Annotated in this window: 17 protein-coding genes and 1 pseudogene; 7 read left to right on the forward strand and 11 right to left on the reverse strand. The window is 69.1% G+C overall.

All coding sequences use genetic code 11. From position 1 onward, the window contains the following. Positions 1-152: 152 nt before the first annotated feature. The 7 genes from H5U26_RS12105 to H5U26_RS12135 form a co-directional block, all read right to left on the reverse strand. Positions 153-503, reverse strand: coding sequence for a hypothetical protein (locus tag H5U26_RS12105; RefSeq protein ID WP_290620028.1), 351 nt, complete (start codon positions 501-503; stop codon positions 153-155). A gap of 470 nt (positions 504-973) precedes the next feature. Further along, on the reverse strand, positions 974-2,683 hold the full coding sequence (gene glgP, locus H5U26_RS12110; RefSeq protein ID WP_290620030.1) for an alpha-glucan family phosphorylase: 1,710 nt from the start codon (positions 2,681-2,683) through the stop codon (positions 974-976). Positions 2,684-2,879: 196 nt separating this feature from the next. After that, positions 2,880-3,449, reverse strand: a complete 570-nt coding sequence (locus tag H5U26_RS12115; RefSeq protein ID WP_290620032.1) for a response regulator — start codon at positions 3,447-3,449, stop codon at positions 2,880-2,882. Position 3,450: 1 nt separating this feature from the next. After that, positions 3,451-4,689 (reverse strand): ATP-binding protein, encoded by a 1,239-nt coding sequence (locus H5U26_RS12120; RefSeq protein WP_290620034.1) that lies wholly within the window; start codon positions 4,687-4,689, stop codon positions 3,451-3,453. 87 nt (positions 4,690-4,776) lie between these two features. Next, complete coding sequence (locus tag H5U26_RS12125; protein ID WP_290620036.1) at positions 4,777-6,681, reverse strand: cytochrome c/FTR1 family iron permease; 1,905 nt, start codon at positions 6,679-6,681, stop codon at positions 4,777-4,779. Between the two features lie 226 nt (positions 6,682-6,907). Continuing rightward, positions 6,908-8,023: a hypothetical protein gene (locus H5U26_RS12130; protein WP_290620038.1), complete on the reverse strand. Its 1,116-nt coding sequence runs from the start codon at positions 8,021-8,023 to the stop codon at positions 6,908-6,910. Positions 8,024-8,043: 20 nt separating this feature from the next. After that, positions 8,044-8,802 (reverse strand): iron-containing redox enzyme family protein, encoded by a 759-nt coding sequence (locus H5U26_RS12135; RefSeq protein WP_290620040.1) that lies wholly within the window; start codon positions 8,800-8,802, stop codon positions 8,044-8,046. Between the two features lie 233 nt (positions 8,803-9,035). Here H5U26_RS12135 and H5U26_RS12140 point away from each other — a divergent pair, with 233 nt between their 5' ends. From H5U26_RS12140 to H5U26_RS12165, 6 genes and pseudogenes are all read left to right on the forward strand, one after another. Beyond that, positions 9,036-10,388 (forward strand): Rieske 2Fe-2S domain-containing protein, encoded by a 1,353-nt coding sequence (locus tag H5U26_RS12140; protein WP_290620042.1) that lies wholly within the window; start codon positions 9,036-9,038, stop codon positions 10,386-10,388. After that, positions 10,388-10,882: an aromatic-ring-hydroxylating dioxygenase subunit beta gene (locus tag H5U26_RS12145; protein ID WP_290620044.1), complete on the forward strand. Its 495-nt coding sequence runs from the start codon at positions 10,388-10,390 to the stop codon at positions 10,880-10,882. Before H5U26_RS12140 ends, H5U26_RS12145 begins: the two co-directional genes overlap by 1 nt. Positions 10,883-10,926: 44 nt before the next feature. Next, a pseudogene (locus H5U26_RS12150) lies at positions 10,927-11,271 on the forward strand (carboxymuconolactone decarboxylase family protein); the annotation flags it as partial. A 166-nt stretch (positions 11,272-11,437) separates the two neighbouring features. Continuing rightward, positions 11,438-12,313: an NAD(P)-dependent oxidoreductase gene (locus H5U26_RS12155; RefSeq protein ID WP_290620048.1), complete on the forward strand. Its 876-nt coding sequence runs from the start codon at positions 11,438-11,440 to the stop codon at positions 12,311-12,313. A gap of 72 nt (positions 12,314-12,385) precedes the next feature. Further along, the gene (gene glk / locus H5U26_RS12160) at positions 12,386-13,345 is read left to right on the forward strand and encodes a glucokinase (RefSeq protein ID WP_290620050.1); all 960 of its coding nucleotides are present in this window, start codon (positions 12,386-12,388) and stop codon (positions 13,343-13,345) included. A gap of 115 nt (positions 13,346-13,460) precedes the next feature. After that, entirely contained in the window at positions 13,461-13,970 is a 510-nt protein-coding gene (locus H5U26_RS12165; RefSeq protein WP_290620052.1) for a BCAM0308 family protein, read from the forward strand. Between the two features lie 79 nt (positions 13,971-14,049). Here H5U26_RS12165 and H5U26_RS12170 read toward each other — a convergent pair whose 3' ends face one another. Together H5U26_RS12170 and H5U26_RS12175 are read right to left on the reverse strand one after the other, a co-directional pair. Next, positions 14,050-14,439, reverse strand: a complete 390-nt coding sequence (locus H5U26_RS12170; RefSeq protein ID WP_290620054.1) for a hypothetical protein — start codon at positions 14,437-14,439, stop codon at positions 14,050-14,052. 218 nt (positions 14,440-14,657) lie between these two features. Beyond that, positions 14,658-15,989 carry a YihY family inner membrane protein gene (locus tag H5U26_RS12175; RefSeq protein WP_290620056.1) on the reverse strand — a complete coding sequence of 444 codons (1,332 nt, stop codon included), beginning with the start codon at positions 15,987-15,989 and terminating at the stop codon, positions 14,658-14,660. 178 nt (positions 15,990-16,167) lie between these two features. Between H5U26_RS12175 and H5U26_RS12180 the strand changes: the two genes are divergently transcribed. Next, positions 16,168-16,545 carry a group II truncated hemoglobin gene (locus H5U26_RS12180; protein WP_290620058.1) on the forward strand — a complete coding sequence of 126 codons (378 nt, stop codon included), beginning with the start codon at positions 16,168-16,170 and terminating at the stop codon, positions 16,543-16,545. A 15-nt stretch (positions 16,546-16,560) separates the two neighbouring features. Here the strand turns inward: H5U26_RS12180 and mdoH are convergent, their stop codons facing one another. Beyond that, positions 16,561-18,627 carry a glucans biosynthesis glucosyltransferase MdoH gene (gene mdoH, locus H5U26_RS12185; RefSeq protein WP_290620060.1) on the reverse strand — a complete coding sequence of 689 codons (2,067 nt, stop codon included), beginning with the start codon at positions 18,625-18,627 and terminating at the stop codon, positions 16,561-16,563. After that, complete coding sequence (locus H5U26_RS12190; protein ID WP_290620062.1) at positions 18,624-19,031, reverse strand: hypothetical protein; 408 nt, start codon at positions 19,029-19,031, stop codon at positions 18,624-18,626. Before H5U26_RS12190 ends, mdoH begins: the two co-directional genes overlap by 4 nt. Position 19,032 lies beyond the last annotated feature (1 nt).

Here is a 19,032-nt window from a genome sequence, read left to right on the forward strand (position 1 = left end):
AATATGCCGGCGACGAAAACCGTCGCGCCGTCCAGAAAATTGACCACCACCACGGCGCCACCGAATGCTCGGACCCCGAGCGTGTTCGTGGGCAACCCCCTTTTGTTCGCTGGACAAGGCAAGGGCCGCACCGGAAGGCGCGGCCCTACCGGTCACGGTTTGGGATGATGCGCCTCGTGGTCCTGGTCCGCGCCACTGGCGGCGCCGCCCTGCATATCGCCACCCATCCCGCCCATGCCGCCGCCGTCCATCATGCCCATGCAGTCCTGCATGCGCTTGCGCATGGCGGCGCGGTCGGTGGCATCGATGACACCGTCCTTGTTGGCGTCCATGCGGGCGAAGCGCGCCTCGGCGTGCTTGAGGAACTCCTCCTTGCTCACCTTCTGGTCGCCCTCGCCCATCATCATCCCGTGCATGCCCATCCCCATCTTGCCCTGCGCCAGGGCGCTGCCCGAGAACGCCAGGGCAGCCGTCAGGGTCCATGCCAAAGGTCGTATGTTCATTGCAGATCACTCCTGCGGGGCCGCTGGCCCCGTCGATTTACCAAGCTATCAAGGCGGTACCGGCACCCGCCTTGCCCATCCACGTGACCACGGGTGCGGATTGCGCCGACCCGACCGGATACGTCACCTCATCCCAGACCTTGCTTCGATGAAGAAAGCCGCATGCCGCCCAGAACTGCCTGCGTAACCGAAGTCACGCGAAAAAATCATTGCCGGATGGACGGCCGGCCCGACGGTTTCCAAGCTTGTTTTGTGCAATTTAGAACCTGTGTCCCGGGCACAGGTCCAGTCAGGAACGGATCGCATTTGATCGGGATCAACCACCGACGAAATGAGGGGGCAAGCAGGTAGCCCGCTTACCGAGCGCCGCTGCGCTTGCCCAGCCTGCGCTGCAGGGTGCGTCGGTGCATGCGCAGGGCACCCTGCAGTAGCCGACACCTCCTCGCGACGCCCGCCGCGCGGCGACGGGTTTAGGTGATGTATGCCTCGGTGGCGTAGCGGCGCATCATGCGGTGGCTGTTGAAGAACGAGGCGTTCTTGGCAATGGCGCCCTGCATCACGCGCACCCAGCCATCGGCCGCGCCGAGCTGGCCGTAGTACAGCGGCAGGACCACCTGCTCCAGCTTGTCGTACAGGGCGCGGGCGTCGGCCTCGTGGCCCACCTCGGTGGCGGAACCCACGCTCCAGCCGGTCACGCCCTCGATGCAGCCTTCCACCCACCAGCCGTCCAGCACCGACAGCGACGGCACGCCGTTGAAGGCCGCCTTCATGCCGCTGGTGCCGGAGGCCTCCAGCGGCGGCAGCGGCGTGTTCAGCCACACGTCGCTGCCGGAGACGATGGCCAGCGCCGCGTCCAGATCGTAATCGGGCAGATAGACCACGGTCACGGCGCCGGCCAGTTCGCGGATGTGCCGGTGCAGCTGTTCGATCAGCTGCTTGCCGCCCTCGTCGCGCGGGTGCGCCTTGCCGGCCAGCACCACCTGGAACGGCCGCGCCTTGGCGACGGCCCTCAGCCGCTCGAGGTCGGTGAACAACAAATCCGGGCGCTTGTAGGCGGTCATGCGCCGGGCAAAGCCCAGGGTCGCCAACGCCGGGTCCAGCGCCACGCCGGTGCGCGAGGCGACCTGCGCGATCAGCGCCTGCTTGGCCTCGGCGTGCGCCTGCAGCAGCGCCGCCTGCGGCACGCAGCAGTCGGCGCGCACCAGCAGCTCCGGCTCGTGACACCAGCCGGGCAGGTAGCGGTCGTACAGCGCGCGCAGCGGCGGCGCCGTCCAGGTGTGCGGATGCACGCCGTTGGTCACCGCGTGCACCCGGTAGCCGGGGAACATGCGTCGCGACACCTCGGCATGGCGCTGCGCCACGCCGTTGACGTATTCGGACAGGTTCAGCGCCAGGCGCGTCATGTTCAGCGCGTCCTCGCCGCCGAGCTGCTTGAGCACCGCCAGCGGGATGAAGTCGTCCAGCACCTGCTGGACCAAATCGTAGCCGAAGCGGTCGTGCCCGGCCTCGACCGGGGTGTGGGTGGTGAAGCAGCACTGGCCACGGACCAAGGGCACGTCGTAGGGCGACTCGCCCGGCCGCAGTTCCTCCGGCCGATGGACATACCGGCGCAGCAGTTCCAGCGCCAGCAGCGCCGAGTGACCCTCGTTCATGTGGTACTGGCGAATCTCGAAGCCGAGCGCCTGCAGCAGGCGCACGCCGCCGATGCCCAGCACGGCTTCCTGCTTGAGGCGATATGGCCCGTTGTCGCCATACAGGCGGTGCGTGATGTGCCGGTCGTCCGGGTGGTTCTCGTCCAGGTCGGTGTCCAGCAGCAGCACCGGTTGGGCGCCGCCCAGGTGGCCCCGCAGCACGTACAACCAGCCGCCGACCCACACCTCGCGCTGCTCGAGCGTCAGCGCCACCTTGGCCGCCAGCGCTGTGGCGTGCTCGCGCGGCTCCCACGGCGCCGGCTGCTCCACCTGGCGCCCGGCCGGGTCGAAGGTCTGGCGAAAATGCCCGCCGCGCGACACCAGGCTCACCGCCACCAGCGGCAGCTCCAGATCGGCGGCCGCCCGCACGGTGTCCCCGGCCAGCACGCCCAGGCCGCCGGCGTAGGTGGGGATGGCGCTTTCCAGCGCGATTTCCATGGAGAAATACGCCACGCGCGGCGTGTGCAAGAAAGGCTCTAGTGGGGACATGGGAAGTTTCCGTTGGGGCTGCGGCCGACCTGCCGCGCGATGGCCGCCCGGCGGGCCGGCGACGACCTGCGCGCTTTATTTAGAAGAGAAGCTGCGACCGACTCACAAATCGGCGCCGCGAGCGCGCAAGCGGCGGCGCCGGGTCGCAAAAGAGCATCATCGCGCTATCGCCGCCGGGCCGTCCACGGCCACCGCTTCACAGGCTGCCGCTGCGTTTGCCCAGCTTGCGCTGCAGGGTCCGCCGGTGCATGCGCAAAGCGCGCGCGGCGGCCGACACGTTGCCGCCGCAGTCCTTGAGTACGCGCTGGATGTGTTCCCACTCCACGCGCCGCACCGACGGCGGCTCGGCCGGTAGCGGCCAGATTGCCGGCAGGGCCGCATCGCCGGCATCGAAAGCCCGTACCACGGCATCGGCATCCACCGGCTTGGCCAGGTAGTAGGTGGCGCCGAGCTTGATGGCGTCGATGGCGGTCGGGATGCTGGCGTAGCCGCTGAGCACCACGATGCGCACCTGCGGCAGTCGCTGGCGCAGCAGGGGCACCAGCTCCAGCCCGCTGCCGTCCGGCAGGCGCAGGTCGAGCACGGCGTGGCTGGCGCGCAGCTGCGGCAGCAGATCGCGCGCCTGCGCGACGCTGGCGGCCAGCGTGACCTGAAAGCCGCGCCGGCCGAGCGCCGTTGCCAGCACCTGGCCGAACACGGGATCGTCGTCGACCAGCAGCAGTTCGGCCGCGGTGGCCACCGCCGGCGTGGGGGCGTGGTCCGTCAACTCAGGCCGCCAGGGCTGCCAGCGGCAGCGATACCTGCGCGAGTGTCCCACCGCCGTCGCGGGGTGCAATCACAAGACGACCGCCCAGGCGTTCGATCACCGCCCGCGCCAGGTACACGCCCAGACCCAGACCACCCTGCTTGCCGGTGACGAACGGCTGTCCCAGCCGCGGCGCTAGTTCGCTCGGGATACCCGCCCCGCGGTCGGCGACTTCCATCAGCACCGCCTGCCCGTCCCAGCGCGCGCACAGATCGACTGCGGCGCTGGCGTCGGCGGCGTTGTCGAGCAGGCTGCACAGTGCCTGGCGCAGGGTTTCGTCGACAACCACCTGCGGCGGCTCGCCGGGGCCGGAGCACGACAGCCGCACCTGCGACTGCGGCCGTATGCGCTGCCAGTCGTCGACCAGCGTGCACAGCCAGGTCTGCAGGCTCAGGCGCCCGCCTCCTTCAGCCCGCCCCTGTCCGGTGACGGTGAGGTTGCGCGTCAGCACCTCGCGGCAGCGCTCGATTTGCTGCGACAGCAGGTCCAGATCGGTGCGCTGGTCCGCGCCGGCGCCGCGGCGCAGCTCGCCGACCAGCACCGCCATGGTCGACAGCGGGGTACTCAGTTCGTGCGCAGTGCCGGCGGCGAGCGCGCCCAGCGCGGCCAGTTGTTCGCCGCGCAGGGCCGCCTCGCGCAACTGCGCCAGGTGCGCCTCGCGCGCCCGCAGCGTCGCCGCCAGGCGCGCCACGAAGGCCGCGATCACCACTGCCGCCACCACCAGGCTCAGCCACATGCCCAGCAGATGCAGGTCGAAACTGTCGCCCAGACTGCCGTGGTAATGCGGCAGCGGTCGGTAGGCGAACATCACCAGGCTGTAGCCGGCCACCACCAGCGCCGTCAGCCCGGCGGTGTGGGGCATCGGCAGCACCGTGGCGGCCACCGCCAGCGGCAGCAGGAACAGCGACGCGAACGGATTGGCATAGCCGCCGTTGAAGTAGAGGAAGGCTGTCAGGCCGACGATATCGAGCGCCAGCTGGGCAGTCAGCACCCACGCCGAGGGCTCATCGCCACGCCTGGCATACCACCAGGCCAGCGCGTTCATGAAGGCCAGCGCGCCCAGGATCAGTCCGTCCATCGCCAGCGGCAGCCGCATGCCGAGCACGCCGGTCGCCAGCAGCACGGCCAATGCCTGCGTGGCCAGCGCCACGGCGCGCAAGTACACCAGCAGCAGAGCGCTGGAGGAGGAGACGGTCGACATGGCTGCGGGCCCCGGGGCGTTGCCGACCGATCATTTTATCCATCCGGTACGCGCTGCCCCTGCGACACAGGGCCGCAGGGGCAGCGTTCAGTGCGTGCGGCGCTGGCGCGAGGACAGCCCATAGTGCAGGGCAGCACCGATGATCAGCACCGCCTGCGCCGCCAGACTCTGCACGGTCGGGTAAATACCCAGCAAGTCCACGCGCGGGAAGGCGATGCTGCTGGCCGGCAAGATGCCGGCTTCCTGCAGGGCGACGATGCCCTTGCCGGCGAACACGATCGCCAGCACATACATCAGAAAAGCGCTGACGCCGAAGAACAGCCCCAGCGGCAGGCGGGCGCTCAGGCGCAGCAAGCCCCAGCTGACTACCGCCAGCACCAGCGCGCCGCACCCCGCCCCGACCAGCACCATGCTCTGGCCGGCCGGCGTGGTCTGCAACCACAGCGCCTGGAAAAACAGGATGGTCTCGAACACCTCCCGGTACACCGCGAGGAAGGCCACGAACGCCAGCAGCCACAACGACCGCCCGCCCACGGAGCCGAGGTGCTGATTGATGTAGGCCTGCCAGCGCTGGGCATGCGCCTTGTCGTGCAGCCAAAAGCCCATGTAGAACAGGATGCCGGCCGCCAGCAGGGCGGTGAAGCCTTCGCTGAGCTCCCGCGTCGCGCCGCTGATGGAAATCACGTAGGCGGCGACCGTCCAGGTGGCGATGCCAGCCGCCAGCGCCCCGACCCAGCCGATGTGCAGGTAGCGGTAGGCCTCGCGTCGGCCGGCCTTGCCCAGGAAGGCAAACATGGCCGCCAGCACCAGCACCGCCTCGAGTCCCTCGCGCAGTAGGATGAAAAACGCGCTCGCAAAGGCCAGTTTGGCATCCAGACTGCCTGCCGCGAGCACCGTCTCGACCCGGTCCAGCGCCGCCAGCAGGTCGGCATGCAACTGCCCGACATCCGCCGATGAGCCGCTCGCGCGCAAGGGCTCCCGATACGCCAGCATGCGTTTTTCGACTTCCAGGCGCAGCGCCGGGTCGACCGCCTGCAGGGCCTGCTCCAGCGGCTCGAAGCCGTCCAGGTAGGCAGCCAAGGCCTGCCGGTAGGCACCCGCGCCGTCACCGGCCCGATAGCTGGCCAGGCTTTGCGCGAGCAGCCGCCGGGCCAGGGCCAGCGATTCGCCGCGGCTGTTGCCCAGCGCCTGCGGGGTGCTGCGCAGATAAGCGAGCACCTCGCCGGCCGGCGATCCACCCACCTGATCCGGCACCGCGCCGGCAACCGCAGACAGGTCTGTGAATCGGTCCCGGCAACAACCGTCCTGCCAGGCCGCCGCGCCGGCGCGGCGCGTGGCCTCGTCGTAGCGCAGGCTGCCGACATAGAAGGCCAGCGCCCAGCGGTCCTGTTCGGGCAAGTTGCCAAAGCCGCTCATGGCGGTGCCACTGACGCCATAGCTGATGGTGTTGTAGAGCATGGCCAGGCTCTGCGAACCCTGACGCACCGGGTCGTGAAAATCGCTCGGCGGCGGCTCGAGGTTCTGGCCGGCCGGGCCGTCGCCGCGACCCTCGGCGCCGTGACAGGAGGCGCAGTGCGCGGCGTAGAGCTGCGCCGCGGCGGCCACGTCCGGTGCCCGTTGTGGGGCAAGACGCAACTCGTACAGCGCAGCAACGCGCGTCTTGAGCTGCGCCGCCAGACCGGCCACCTCGGCGGCCGGCGCCTTGCCATCAACGGCCGCGCGCAGCACCGCGGCCTGCGCGACGAGCTCGTCGCGGCCTGGCTTTTGCGGCAGGCCGCCCATCAGCTCCACCACGCTGGCGGTGAATTCCTGCATCTCGGCGTACTCGGCGTTGCTGACCACAGCGCCGCCGACCACCGCGCCGCCGTAATCGACGCCGATGTAATCGAGCAGGTGCACCAGGCGCCCGGCCGTTTCATCCTGCGCCAGCGCCCGGTGCAGGGGCAGCGCCAACAACAGGCAAGCGAGCAGCCGGACGAGAGAACGTTGCATCGCGGGTCGGACCGTAGGTAGAGGCGGCGCGGGCGGGGACTCAATCATAAACGCGAATCATTATTGATTGTGAACCTTCCGGTACAAAAAGCAGGCTGACCGCCTGGCCTCATTTCTTCGGCCGCGTGCGGCCTGGAAGCTGCGATTCGGTGTGAACTCGCTGCGCTGCCAGGACGGGCGCGGGCACCGTTTTCACGACTCGCCCGCCACCTTCGCCGGCACCCCGTCACACCCCCACGTTCGGATTGCTCCGTAACAGCCGGGCCGGATCGCCCCAGGCTGCGATACGCGCCCGAAACGCCGGATCATCGGCCAGCAACAGGCGGCCGTGCTCCAACAGCGTCTTGCCGCCGAAGCGCACCGTGGGGTCCAGCAGCGGGATCGAGCCCTCGCCCGGCGGCGCTTCGCCGATGACGTGAAAGTGCGCCAGGCGCGGGTTGCCGTGGGCGTGCAGGATCCAGCCGAACAGGTCGTCCTGCGGCCGCAGCGGCGCAAAGCAGCCCGGGTGCGTGCCCACGTGCCAGGAATTGACGAGGTAGCCGTTCTTGTGCATTTCCGCGCCGGCGGCGTCCAGGTACCGCCGCAGCGCATCCACCGCCGCCGGCTCGCCCTCGAAATCCACCATGCGACCGCACTCGAGCGTGGCCAGCACTGGACTTGGCAGGATCACGCCGCGGGCCTGCATGACGCGGATGGTCGAGGGCGTCACCCAGCGGATGGCCAGCCGGCCACTGGCCTCGAGGCACGAGTAAACCGCCGTTACGCTCAGCGGGAAGGTGCGCAGCGTGAAGCTGTCGACCGCCGTCGGCGCGGCCGGCTTCGGATGCAGCGGCGCGCGCAGGTCGGTGCCCAGCGGGCAGGTGACCTGGTAGTCGCCGGCCGCCGCCAGCTGCGGCGCCAGCGCCTGCAGGATCTCGGCGCTGACCTGGAACGGAATGCGCGCGTACTCGGAGCCGAGCTGATCCCAGGTGGTCAGCGGGTTCATCACCTTCAAGCCCCGGCCCTCGAACGGCACCAGCCGCAGCACCGCCGCCATCAGGTGATTCAGCAGTGCCACCTCGGCCTGGCTCACCGCCGCCAGCAGGGCGCGCGGGACATCGTCCGGGCCGGCGATGGCGTCCGTCCACAGCACGTGCACGCGGGCACCCAGCTGGCGCGCCTCGTCCTCGATGATGGCCGCCACGGCCGGGTCCACCAGACCGTTTTCGTTGACGATCATCAACTCAGTGCCGCGCCGGAGCTCGCAGCAGTTGATCAGCAGGTTGCGCGCGCCCTCGCGCACCTGCGCCTCGCTGCACAGGCGCGGGGCGGTGCGAAAGTCGATTTCCTTGATCATGCCCATGGCGGGTTCCTCACGGCGGGTCAGGCGGCCGTGACGGCCGGGGCTTCGTCGGCCCGGTAGTAGTAGTCCAGCCAGTGTTCGCCCAGCACCAGCATGGTCTTGTGGACCACCGAGCGCAGCTGCGCCTGTAGCGCCTGGTCCCCGGCCGGGACTTTCTGTTCCAGGATGAACAGGCCATCGTTGCCGTGCTGCATCTCCACTTCGCCGCCGTGCCAGACCAGCCAGTCGAGCGCCTCGTCCCTGAGGCCGTAGTGCCGCTCGCAGCCCTTCCAAAGCGGGTGGATGATGCTGGGCACCAGCGCCTCGATACCGACCGCGAACGCGGCGATGCCTTCCAGCCACGGCTGGTTGTAGGCGTACAGCAACTGCCAGTTGCGCAGGTGCCAGGCATAGGGCAGCGCCTCCCAGGCCGTTTCCGGGCCGTTGAATATCCGGTCACCCGGACCGCCCAGGGCGTTGACCGTCTGCGACAGCGCGAAGGCGTGGTTCCACTCGGTGTAGGCGTTCTCCAGCAATTTGGTCTTGATCGGGTGCTCGTAGTGCGGCGTGCGGGCGGCCAGACTCGCCACCACGCCGGGGGTGGTGATCACCGTCCAGCACAGGTCGGCGAAGAACCGGCGCAGCTTGTGGACCGGAAAGGTGCCGGCGGCCACCTCGGCGATGAACGGGTGCGCCACCGCCCTGGAGCGGATCGGTTCGATCACCTCGGCGCGCAGCTTGACCAGCCAGTCGGCTTTCAGGTCACGCAGGTAATCGGGGGCATGTACGGCCTGATCCATCGTTGTCTCCTCCTCGGGATGAAGCGGCCATTGTTCGCGCTCGTGCCGGCCCGAAATTGATGATCGTCAAGGCGGCGGCACGTACTGGCGTCAAAACCTAACGGCCGTTCATAATGGCCGCCGTTTCGAGCACGCGCCTGCTTCCGGCAACGCCGACCGGCCGCTGGTGCGCACTACAAGCCGAGGGGGAGATGAACCGACCTGTAGAACGGCCCGTGCCGACCGCAGGCCCTGTGGATTTCGATCGTTACATCGACGATCGCATCGACGAGGGCCAGTTCGCCGTCCACCGCGACATATTCCGCGACGAGTTCCTGTTCGAGCTGGAGATGAAGTACATCTTCGAGTCGAACTGGGTATTCCTGTGCCACGCCTCGCAGCTGCCCAAGCCGCAGGATTTTTTCAGCACCCACATCGGCCGCCAACCGGTGCTGGTCACGCGCAATGCCGGCGGCGAGCTGAAAGCCTTCCTGAACACCTGCACCCACAAGGGCTCGCTGGTGTGCCTGAACCGCTCCGGCAACCGCAAGTTCCACAGCTGCACGTATCACGGCTGGACCTTCGACACCAACGGCCGCTGCGTGTCGATCAAGGACCACGCCGAGGCCGCCTACACGCCGGCCTTCGAGGCGCACAGTCACGATTTGCAGGCCGTGCCGAAACTGGCCGAGTACCGCGGCTGGATTTTCGGCAGCCTGAATGCGGACGTGGTGCCGCTGGAACAGCACCTGGGCGACGCGCGCGTGTTCATCGACCTGCTGGTCGAGCAGGCGCCGGACGGCATGGAGCTGGTGCGCGGCAACGCCAGCTACACCTTTCCCGGCAACTGGAAGCTGCAGGTCGAGAACTGCCTGGACGGCTATCACCTGAACATCGCCCACAAGGGCTTCATCGAGATCACCCGCCGGCGCATCGCGCGTGCCGGGGCGGCCTACAAGGGGCCGGACATCGAGGCCATGTTCGGCGTGAACCTCAAGACCGGCAGCTTTGGCCTCAAGAACGGCCATGCGCTGTTTTTTACCGAAAACCCGGCGCCGCAGTTCCGGCCGCTGTGGCCGCAGCGCGAGCAGCTGGCCGCGCGCCTGGGTGCTGGCCGGGCCAAGTGGCTGCTGCAGTACGGCCGCAACCTGACCGTCTTTCCGAACGTGCAGTGCACGGACAACGCGGTGATCGGCCAGTTCCGGGTGCTGCGCCCGCTGGCCACGGATCTGACCGAAATGGAAATCTACTGCTGGGTGCCGGTCGGCGAGCCGCCCGCCGCGCGCCGCCAGCGGCTGCGCCAGTACGAGGATTTCTTCAACATCAGTTCCACCGGCACGCCGGACGACGTGGGCGCCTACCGCAACTGCCAGGAAGGCCTGCAGGCGCGCGCGGTCGAGTGGCTGCAGGGCCACGGTCGGGGCCTGGGACGCATGGTGCGCGGCGCCAACGACTACGCGCGCGAGCTGGGCATAGAACCCGAAACCTGCAGCGAGGGGCCGCTGAACATGTCCGACGAGACGCTGTTCCATGCCAACTACCGGCAGTGGCTGCGCCTGATGAAGGACGGCCAGCGCCGCGAACTGGCGGCCCGGGAGGCCCGCTGATGGTCAGCCCGGAACAGCACCTGACCGCCGCGGCGGTGGTCTTTCGCGAGGCCGACTGCCTGGACCGCTGGCAGTGGCAGGACTGGCTGGACCTGTTCACCGACGACTGCGAGTTCTGGTGCCCGGCCTGGGTGGACGAGCAGACGCTGGGCGACGACCCGGACCGCTTTGTGTCGTTCTTCTACCTGGCGGGCCGTGCGGCGCTCGGCGACCGGGTGTTTCGGGTCGAATCGGGCCTGACGCCCTTCGTCACGCCCCTGCCGCGCACCTGCCATGTCATCGGCAACCTGCACGTCACGGCGCCGGACACCACGCACCTGCAGGTCAGCAGCCACTGGCAGACCAGCACCTACCACCGGCGCCAGACGGTGCACCTGTTCGGCTTTTACGACCACACGCTGGTGCTGGAAGGCGAGCGCTGGCGCATCGCGCGCAAGAAGATCACGCTGCTGAACGACCATCTCGATTTGCCGATCGATTTCAATCAGATCTGACTACAAACGGAGGGGAAGCCATGCCCAAGAACAAGGATCCGCGCATGCAAAAGGCGCTCGAAATGCTGCACGCCATCGAGGACAAGGACGCCGCCGACGCCGTCGTCAGCGTGCTGAACGAGCTGGCGCCCGACTATGCCAAAGCCACCGTCGCCTACGCCTTTGGTGACACCTACGCGCGCACCCAGCAGCTGGCCCTGCGCGATCGCGAGATCACCACCATCGCCGCCCTGGCCGCCATGGGCAACGCCCTGCCGCAGCTGAAGGTGCACATCCGCAGCGGCCTGAAGGTGGGTCTGTCGCAGCAGGAAATCGTCGAGATCATCGGCCACGTGGGCGTCTACGCCGGCTTTCCGGCCGCCGCCAACGCCTATTTCGCGATGAAGGAAGCGCTCTCCGAGAGCGCCGCGGCGCGCCAGGCGGCGGCTGCCAAGGGCGCCGCCGAACCGGCAGCCGGCAAGGTCAAGTCCGTGAAGGCAAAGCCCGGCAAGGCCGCTCCTGACGGCAAGGCCAAGCCGGCCAAGGCCGGCAAGAAGGGCTGAAGCGGTGGCTCCGGTGCTCGGTTTCATCGGCCTGGGCACCATGGGCCTGCCCATGTCCGGGCATCTGGCGCGTGCCGGCCATCGGGTGCTCGGTTACGATCCGTCCGCTTCGGCGCTTTCCGCGGCGGTCCAGCAGGGCCTGGCTGCCTGCAGCGATGCCGTGGCCGTCGGGCAGGGCGCGCAGATCGTGTTCACCTGCCTGCCGAGCCAGAACGTGGTCCGCGCCACGGTGAATACGCTCATCGCCAGCATGGCGCCCGGCGGCGTGATCGTCGATTGCAGCACCATCAGCCCGCAGCTGGCGGGCGAGCTGGCGGCCGATGCTGCCAAACATGACATTGGTTTTCTGGACGCGCCGCTCAGTGGCGCCGGCGCCGGGGCGCAGGCGGCCACGCTCAGCATCATGGTCGGTGGCGAGGCGGCCGTCTTCGAGCGCGTGCGACCGCTGCTGGAACACATGGGCAAGCACATCTTTCACCTGGGCGCGGCCGGCAGCGGGCAGACCGCCAAGCTGTGCCAGAACCTGATCCTGGTGTCCACGCTGTCGGGGGTCATGGAATCGGTGGCGCTGGGTCGGGCGGTCGGCATCGAGCCGCAGCGCCTGCTGGAGGTGATGGACACCTGCCTGGCACCGACGCGGGTCATGGAGGTGCTGGTCAAGCCCAAGTTCGACGGCCGCGTACCGTTCGACCACAGCACCGACGGCCTGACCATGATCTGCAAGGACATCACCCTGGTGCGCGAGCTGGCCGAGCGGGTGGGCGTGCACCTGCCGGTCGGCAGCCGCATCCAGAGCCTCTACCAACAGGCGGTGGAAAAGGGCCATGGCCGCAAGGACCTGCTGGCCTGGTACGAACTGATCGAACAGGGCGTATTCGAGGCCGACTGACCGCCCTGGCCGTGCGCCTGGGTGCCGGTGCACACTGATGACGGCGACAGGAACACCCGGACGGGTAAGCACATGGACCTGCTGGCAGGCGACATCGGCGGCACCAAGACGCTATTGCTGCGCGGGCGCTGGCAGGCGGGCCGGCTGGAAACGCTGGCCGAGGCGCGCTTCGACAGCAACGCCTATCCCGATCTGGCCGACATCGTGCACGAATTCCTGGCCGGCGCGCCGCCCCCCGAGTCGGCCTGCTTCGCCGTGGCCGGTCCGGTGCAACCGGCGCCCGGTGGTGGAGCCCAGGCACGCATCACCAACCTGCCGTGGTTGCTCGACAGCGACCGGCTGGGGCGTGTCCTCGGCATCGGGCGGGTGACGCTGATCAACGACCTGGCAGCCGTCGGTCACGGCATCGGCATGCTCTCGGCGACCGACATCCTCACCGTGCAGGCAGGCCAGCCGCAGGCTGACGGACTGCGCGCCGTCATGGGTATCGGCACCGGCCTTGGCATGGCGCTGGTCCTGCCTGGCCGGGAAACTGCGCAGGTCTTCCCGAGCGAGGGCGGACACGTCGATTTCGCACCGCTGGATGAACAGCAGGTGCGGCTGCGCGAGTTCGCCCGCCAGCGGCTGGGAATCGACCGCGTGTCCTTCGAGCGGTTGGCGGCAGGTCCGGGCTTGGCGCTCATTCACGCGTTTCTGGGCGGCGCGGACCTGGACACGCCCAGCATCGCCGCCGCTGCCGCCGCGGGCGATGCGATTGCACGCGAAGCCCTGCAGCTGTTTGCCAGGCTGTGCGGCGCGGTGGCCGGCAACCTTGCCCTCACCTGCCTGCCTTTCGGTGGCTTCTACCTGACCGGCGGCGTGGTGCAGAAGAATCAGCCGCTGTTCTCGAGCCCGGCATTTGTGGACGCCTTCCACGCCAAGGGACGCATGGCCGGGCTGCTGCGCCGGATGCCGCTGCACGTGATCGGCGAACCGCGGGTGGGTCTGTTGGGCGCGGCCGCTCATGCAGCACGCCACGGCGATCGCGAGTAAGTTCATGGAAGCACGCTTACGGGGCCGGTTGAGTACGGTCAACGCAGCCCTCCGGGACCGCCGCTAGGGTGTGAAGCGTGCGCCTTCAGGCGCCACCACCACCGCGGAGCAAGTCATGACCGGACCCCACAAAACCCCCGACGTCCCCCACCATGGCCACCACGACCGGCCGGGCCTGCAACAGGGGCATGACCCCTACCTGGCGCGCCAGAAGCTGTCCGAACCCAGCGTCTGCGGCGACTGCGGCGTGGTCTGGCACGGCGGGCACTGGCAGTGGCTGGCGCGGCCGGCCGATGCCGCCGAGGTGCTGTGTCCGGCCTGCCAGCGTGTACGCGACCGGGTGCCGGCCGGCTACCTGACCCTGAGCGGTGCGTTTCTGTCCGGGCACCGCGAGGAGATCGAGCACCTGATCGACAACCACACTCAGCGACAGACGGCGGAGCATCCGCTGCAGCGCATCATGGCCCGCGAGGACACCGAGGGCGGCCTGCTGATCACCACCACCGACGCCCACCTGGCGCGCGGCCTGGGCGAGGCCGTGCATCACGCCTATCGTGGCGACCTCGATTATCACTACGCCGACGACGACACCACGCTGCGCGTGCGCTGGCACCGCGAGGCCTGAGCCGGCCCCAACCGGCAGCCAGTGTCGGCGCGATTGGGCGGACTGGATTGGGCCGCAGTAACCGCTGACCTTGACGTGTTCAGCGGCCTGGCTGGTCCGGTCGTGGCGATGGCAGCGGCCTGGGCGCCGCCCGTTCAAGCTCGCGAAACAGGCGCTGATGCTGCGCCCGCTGCGCGTCCTGCGCCGTCGGGGCAGGCGTCGTGGCGCCGCGCTGGCGCTCGCCGGCTGTGTCGCGCAGCGTCTCGTAAAGTTTCGCGTCGGCATCGCGGACACAGGTGGCCTGCTGCTGCGTGCGCGCGCAGTCCTGCAAGGCTCGCGTGTGTCGGGCGCGGGCTTCCATCTCGGCCTGTTGGATGTCGGCGGCTGGCTTGGCAGGGCTCTGAACCGTCGGCGGTGCCGCCCCGGCGCCCTGCAGGGTGCAGGCCAACCACAGCGGCAGCGCGACCAATGCCGGTTTCATGCTGCGCATGGCGCGGTCATGCCGGGCGCGAGCGCAGCGGCCTGCAGCACGTTCCAGAGCTGCCGTATCAGGCCCGATGTTAGAGCAGGACACATCGATAAACCTTTCAGCGTTTGAAATGAAAATGGCGTGAGGCTTTCGCGAGCCTGTCGCAAGATACGTGCTCGAAAAACCACGCCGCAGCGGTTGTCCGCGCCACCCACGGCGCAGGCGCCCATGGCCGTCAATCAACTGCCCGCTTCGCCGGGGCCGTGCGCCGGCTTCCCGGCCAGTGTGGCCGATGGCCCTGCGCCGATCAATCGAAGCCCGGCTTCGCCGTCTGCGGCGACCGCACCGTCATCGCCGCGCTCATGACCCAGGCAGTCCTGCAGCGTGCGATCGAGTACCTCGTCGTTGAACAGGCTGCCCGGCAGCAGGCCGGTGCGTGCAGCCGCCTCCCGGTCCAGGAGCAGACGATCGACCAAGGGTCGCAGCGTCGCCGCCTGCGGATCGATCAACAGTACCCAGCGGGCCCGTCGGTGTTGTGCGGACCTGACCTGGCCCACCCAGCCGAGGGCCTCCAGCGCCTGCAACACGCCCTCCAGGCGCTGCGGATCGGCGGCCAGGCCGCGCGCCAGCGTGGCCATATCGAGGCCACACAACGGCGGCTGGCGGGCGACCGCCAGCCGGTGCACCACCAGCAAGGCGAGCAGAAAATCGCCCCCCACCGGCGCCGACCGGGCCATCACCCCGCTGCGCAGTGCCGGCAACCAGGCCGACACGATGGCGCCACCGAGCACCACCAGCCAGCTCCAGTAAATCCAGATCAGCGCCAGCGGCAGCGTGGCGAACGTGCCGTACACGGCGGCATAGGTCGGCAGACGGCCGATGTACCAGGCAAACACGCGGCTGGCGAGGTTGAAGGCCACCGCCGCCAGTACGCCGCCTGCCAGCGCGTCGCGCCACAGCACCTCGGTATTGGGAACCACCCGATACACGACCGCCAGCAGCCCGCCCATGACCAACCACGACACCAGCGTGCCAAGCAGGGCGGTGGCACCGGGAATCGCGCCCAGCCAGCCGGACGACAGCGCAGCGGCCAGCGACAGCTGGCCGAGTGCGAAGGCCATCAGCAGCGGTCCGGCCGTCAGCCAGGCCCAGAACAGCATCACCCGCTGCAGGAACGGCCGGGGGCGCGACGTGCGCCAGATCAGATTCAGCGAGCGGTCCACCGTCAGCAGCAGCAGGGTGGCGGTCACCAGCAGGCCGATCACGCCGGCGGCACCGAGCCCGGCGGCTTTTTCCGCAAACTGATTCAGATAGCCGAACACCGCCTCGGCAATGTTGGGCGGCAGCAGAGCCTGCGCAAACCAGTACTGCAGGCGCTCGCGCAGCTCGTCGAAGGCCGGAAAGGCCGTGAACACCGCCAGCATCACCGCCAGCAGCGGCACCAGCGAGATCACCGTGGTGAACGTGAGACTGGCGGCGGTCTGGGTGATGCGCTCCTGCGCCAGGCGCCGGCCAATGAACCGCAGCCCGGCCAGCAGCGCCCGAACCCGCGATGGGTTGGTAGTGGTCATGCGGCTACCGTAGCCGATTTGCGCGGTGCCGGGCCAATCGACGCCCTGAAAAGCGCCCGCTTGCGTGCCGCCGGCGCCCCGTCGCCGCACCGGCGAGGTTGACGCCGGTCAATTCGGGCATCAGCCGCTGCGGCATAGTCGCGGCCCGACACCCCCACAGACGCGCGAGGTTCACGGCGTGAGCGACACCATGTACGACTGGATCGGCGGCGAGGCCACGGTCCGCAGGCTGGTCGACCGGTTCTACGAGCTGATGGATACCGATCCGGAGGTGGCGACCATCCGCAAGATGCACAAGGATGATCTCGGCCCCGTGCGGCAGTCGCTGTTCGAGTACCTGTCAGGCTGGCTGGGCGGGCCACCGCTGTTCGTCCAGAAACGCGGCAGCCCGTGCATCACCAAGGCGCACAAGCCGTTTCACATCGACGAGGCGGCCGCCGAGCAATGGATGAAGTGCATGCGCCAGGCCATGATCGACGTCGGCATCGACGAGAAATACCGCCAGATGCTCGAGCCGGCCTTCGGACGCGTGGCGCAGGCGCTGCGTAACGACTGATCCCGGCGCCGCGGCTCAGCCCTCGGGCGAGGGCCGGGCGCCCTGCGCCCACCAGCGCCGGTGCAGGTCGAGCAGCAGCCGCGGCTGGCGCAGCAGCAGCTTCTGCTCGCGCGGCGCGAGCGCCGCGGGACCGGCGCGCAGCACCTTCGCAACCAACTCGTGGCGACGGGCGAGAATCGCCGCTGACAGGCGCTCGCCGCGCGCCAGCCCCTGCATGACCACATGCAGGGCGTTGACCGCCGGGTCTTCCACCACCGCGGCAAACCCACCCTGCCGGGCCGGCGCCCGTTCGGCCTCCACCAGATACCGTGCGAAGTCCTGCAGCACCGGCGCGGGGGCCGTCTCCGGCGGGGTCAGAAACAGGCCCCGCTCACGCGCGCTGCGCCCGACGCTGCTGCGACTGCTCAGCACCGATACCGGAATCGCCAGCAACAGCGCCGCCACCACCGGCGTCAGCCACCAGAAAAACGCCGGGTTCAGCCAGAACACGCCAAGGCCCCACACGGCCGCAAACAGCGTTGCAAGGCCGTGGTAGCGCAGCGCCTCGGCCCAGCCGGTGCTGGCATCGCCGCGCGACTGGGCGCCCCAGCCCACCTGCTGACCAAGCAGCGTGAACAGCACGAACTTGGAGTGGAACACCGCCTGCACCGGCGCCAGCAGGGCCGACATCAGGGTTTCCGTGATGGCACTGGCCAGCAGCCGCAGCACGCCGCCGAACTGCCCGGCCCGCCGCTGCACGATGATCAGCAACACCGCCAGGATCTTGGGCGCGAACAGGATCACCGTCGTGGCCACGATCAGCAGCAGCGCCCACTGCGGCTGCCACACCGGCCACTGCGGAAACAGCGCCGGGCCGGTCGGGAAGTAATCCGGGGGCTTGAGCGCCTGCCACACCGCCTGGCCGCTGGACAGCAACAGGAACACCAGCCACAGCAGCGCCGACACGTAGGACATGATGCCGTTGATGAACAGCGCCCGATGGGCCGGAAACAGGCCTTCGGCAAACAGCAGGCGCAGGTGCTGCAGGTTGCCCTGGCACCAGCGGCGGTCGCGCTTCATGGCGTCCAGCAGGGTCGGCGGCAGTTCCTCGTAGCTGCCCGGCAGGTCGTGCGCCAGCCAGATGGTCCAGCCGCCGCCGCGCAGCAGGGCCGATTCGACGAAGTCGTGACTGAGGATGTCGCCGCCCAGCGGCGGGCGGCCCGGCAGGCGCGGCAGGCCGCAGTGCTGGCGGAAGGCCTCGATGCGGATGATGGCGTTGTGGCCCCAGAACGGCCCGTCGCCCAGCTGCCAGAAATGCAGGCCGGCGGCGAAGATCGGCCCGTAGGCGTGGCCGGTGAACTGCAGCATGCGCGCGAACAGCGTGTGCTGGCCCATCGGCTGTGGCAGGGTCTGGATCAGGCCCACGCGCGGGCTGGCTTGCATCATGTTGACCAGCTTCACCAGCGCCTCGCCGCTCATCACGCTGTCGGCGTCGAACACCACCATGTAGCGGTAGTGCGCGCCCCAGCGGCGCACGAAATCGGCCACGTTGCCGCTCTTGCGCTTCAGGTTGACCTGCCGGTTGCGGTAAAAGAGCCGCCCGCTGGCGCCCATCTCCCGGCACAGCGTAGCCCAGGCGACCTCCTCATCGACCCAGCGGCCGGGGTCCTGGGTGTCGCTGAGGATGAAAAAATCGAAGCGGGCGATCTGACCGGTGGCAGCCAGGGACTCGTAGGTCGCGCGCAGGCCGGCGCCGACACGCCGCATGTCCTCGGCGAAAACCGGCAGCAGCACCGCCGTGCGGGCATCCGGGTCGATCGGCCGCATGGAACCAGTGGCGCGCACCAGGTTGTAGCGGTCGCGGCGCAGCAGCAGGCTGAAGAAACCGATCGCGGAGGTCCACAGGCCGATCGAAATCCAGCCAAACAGCACGCCGAACACGATGATGATGGCCAGTTCAAGTCCAGTGCGCCCGCCGTAGGGCAACACCTCGCGCATGAACTGGCTGGCGATGGTGGCCGGGATCAGCACCAGGCCCAGCAGCAGCATCCGTCGCCAAGTGGCGGCGAAGGCGTGCGGCTTGTCGAAATCGGCGTGGCTCATGGGCGTTCCACGTGGCCGATGAGCAGTTGCAGGCGGCGCAGCACCCGCGCCGCCGGCCGGTACAGGAACATCCCCAGCAGTTGCCGCACGAAGCCGCGGTGCAGGGTGTGCGCCGTCATGTGCTGGCGGCGCAGCGGCAGCAGGGCCGGCATCAGCGCCCGCTGCGGTGCCGGCACCGGCAGGCCATAGGCACGCTGCACCGCCGCGCGCAGCCAGGCGCAGTCCGCATCGGCCGGGCCGGCTGCCTGATCGGCGCCGCACATGGCCTGTGCCAGCCGCGCCTGCAGCTGGGCAACGGTCAGCACGTCGAGGTCGGAAAGACCCACAAGCAGGCGCTGCGCCTGCTCACCGGTGATGCCCAAACGCGCCAGATAAGCCGGCCCCCCCGCGGCGGAATCGGTCACC

Source organism: Immundisolibacter sp., from assembly GCF_014359565.1.
Classification (GTDB): Bacteria; Pseudomonadota; Gammaproteobacteria; order Immundisolibacterales; family Immundisolibacteraceae; genus Immundisolibacter.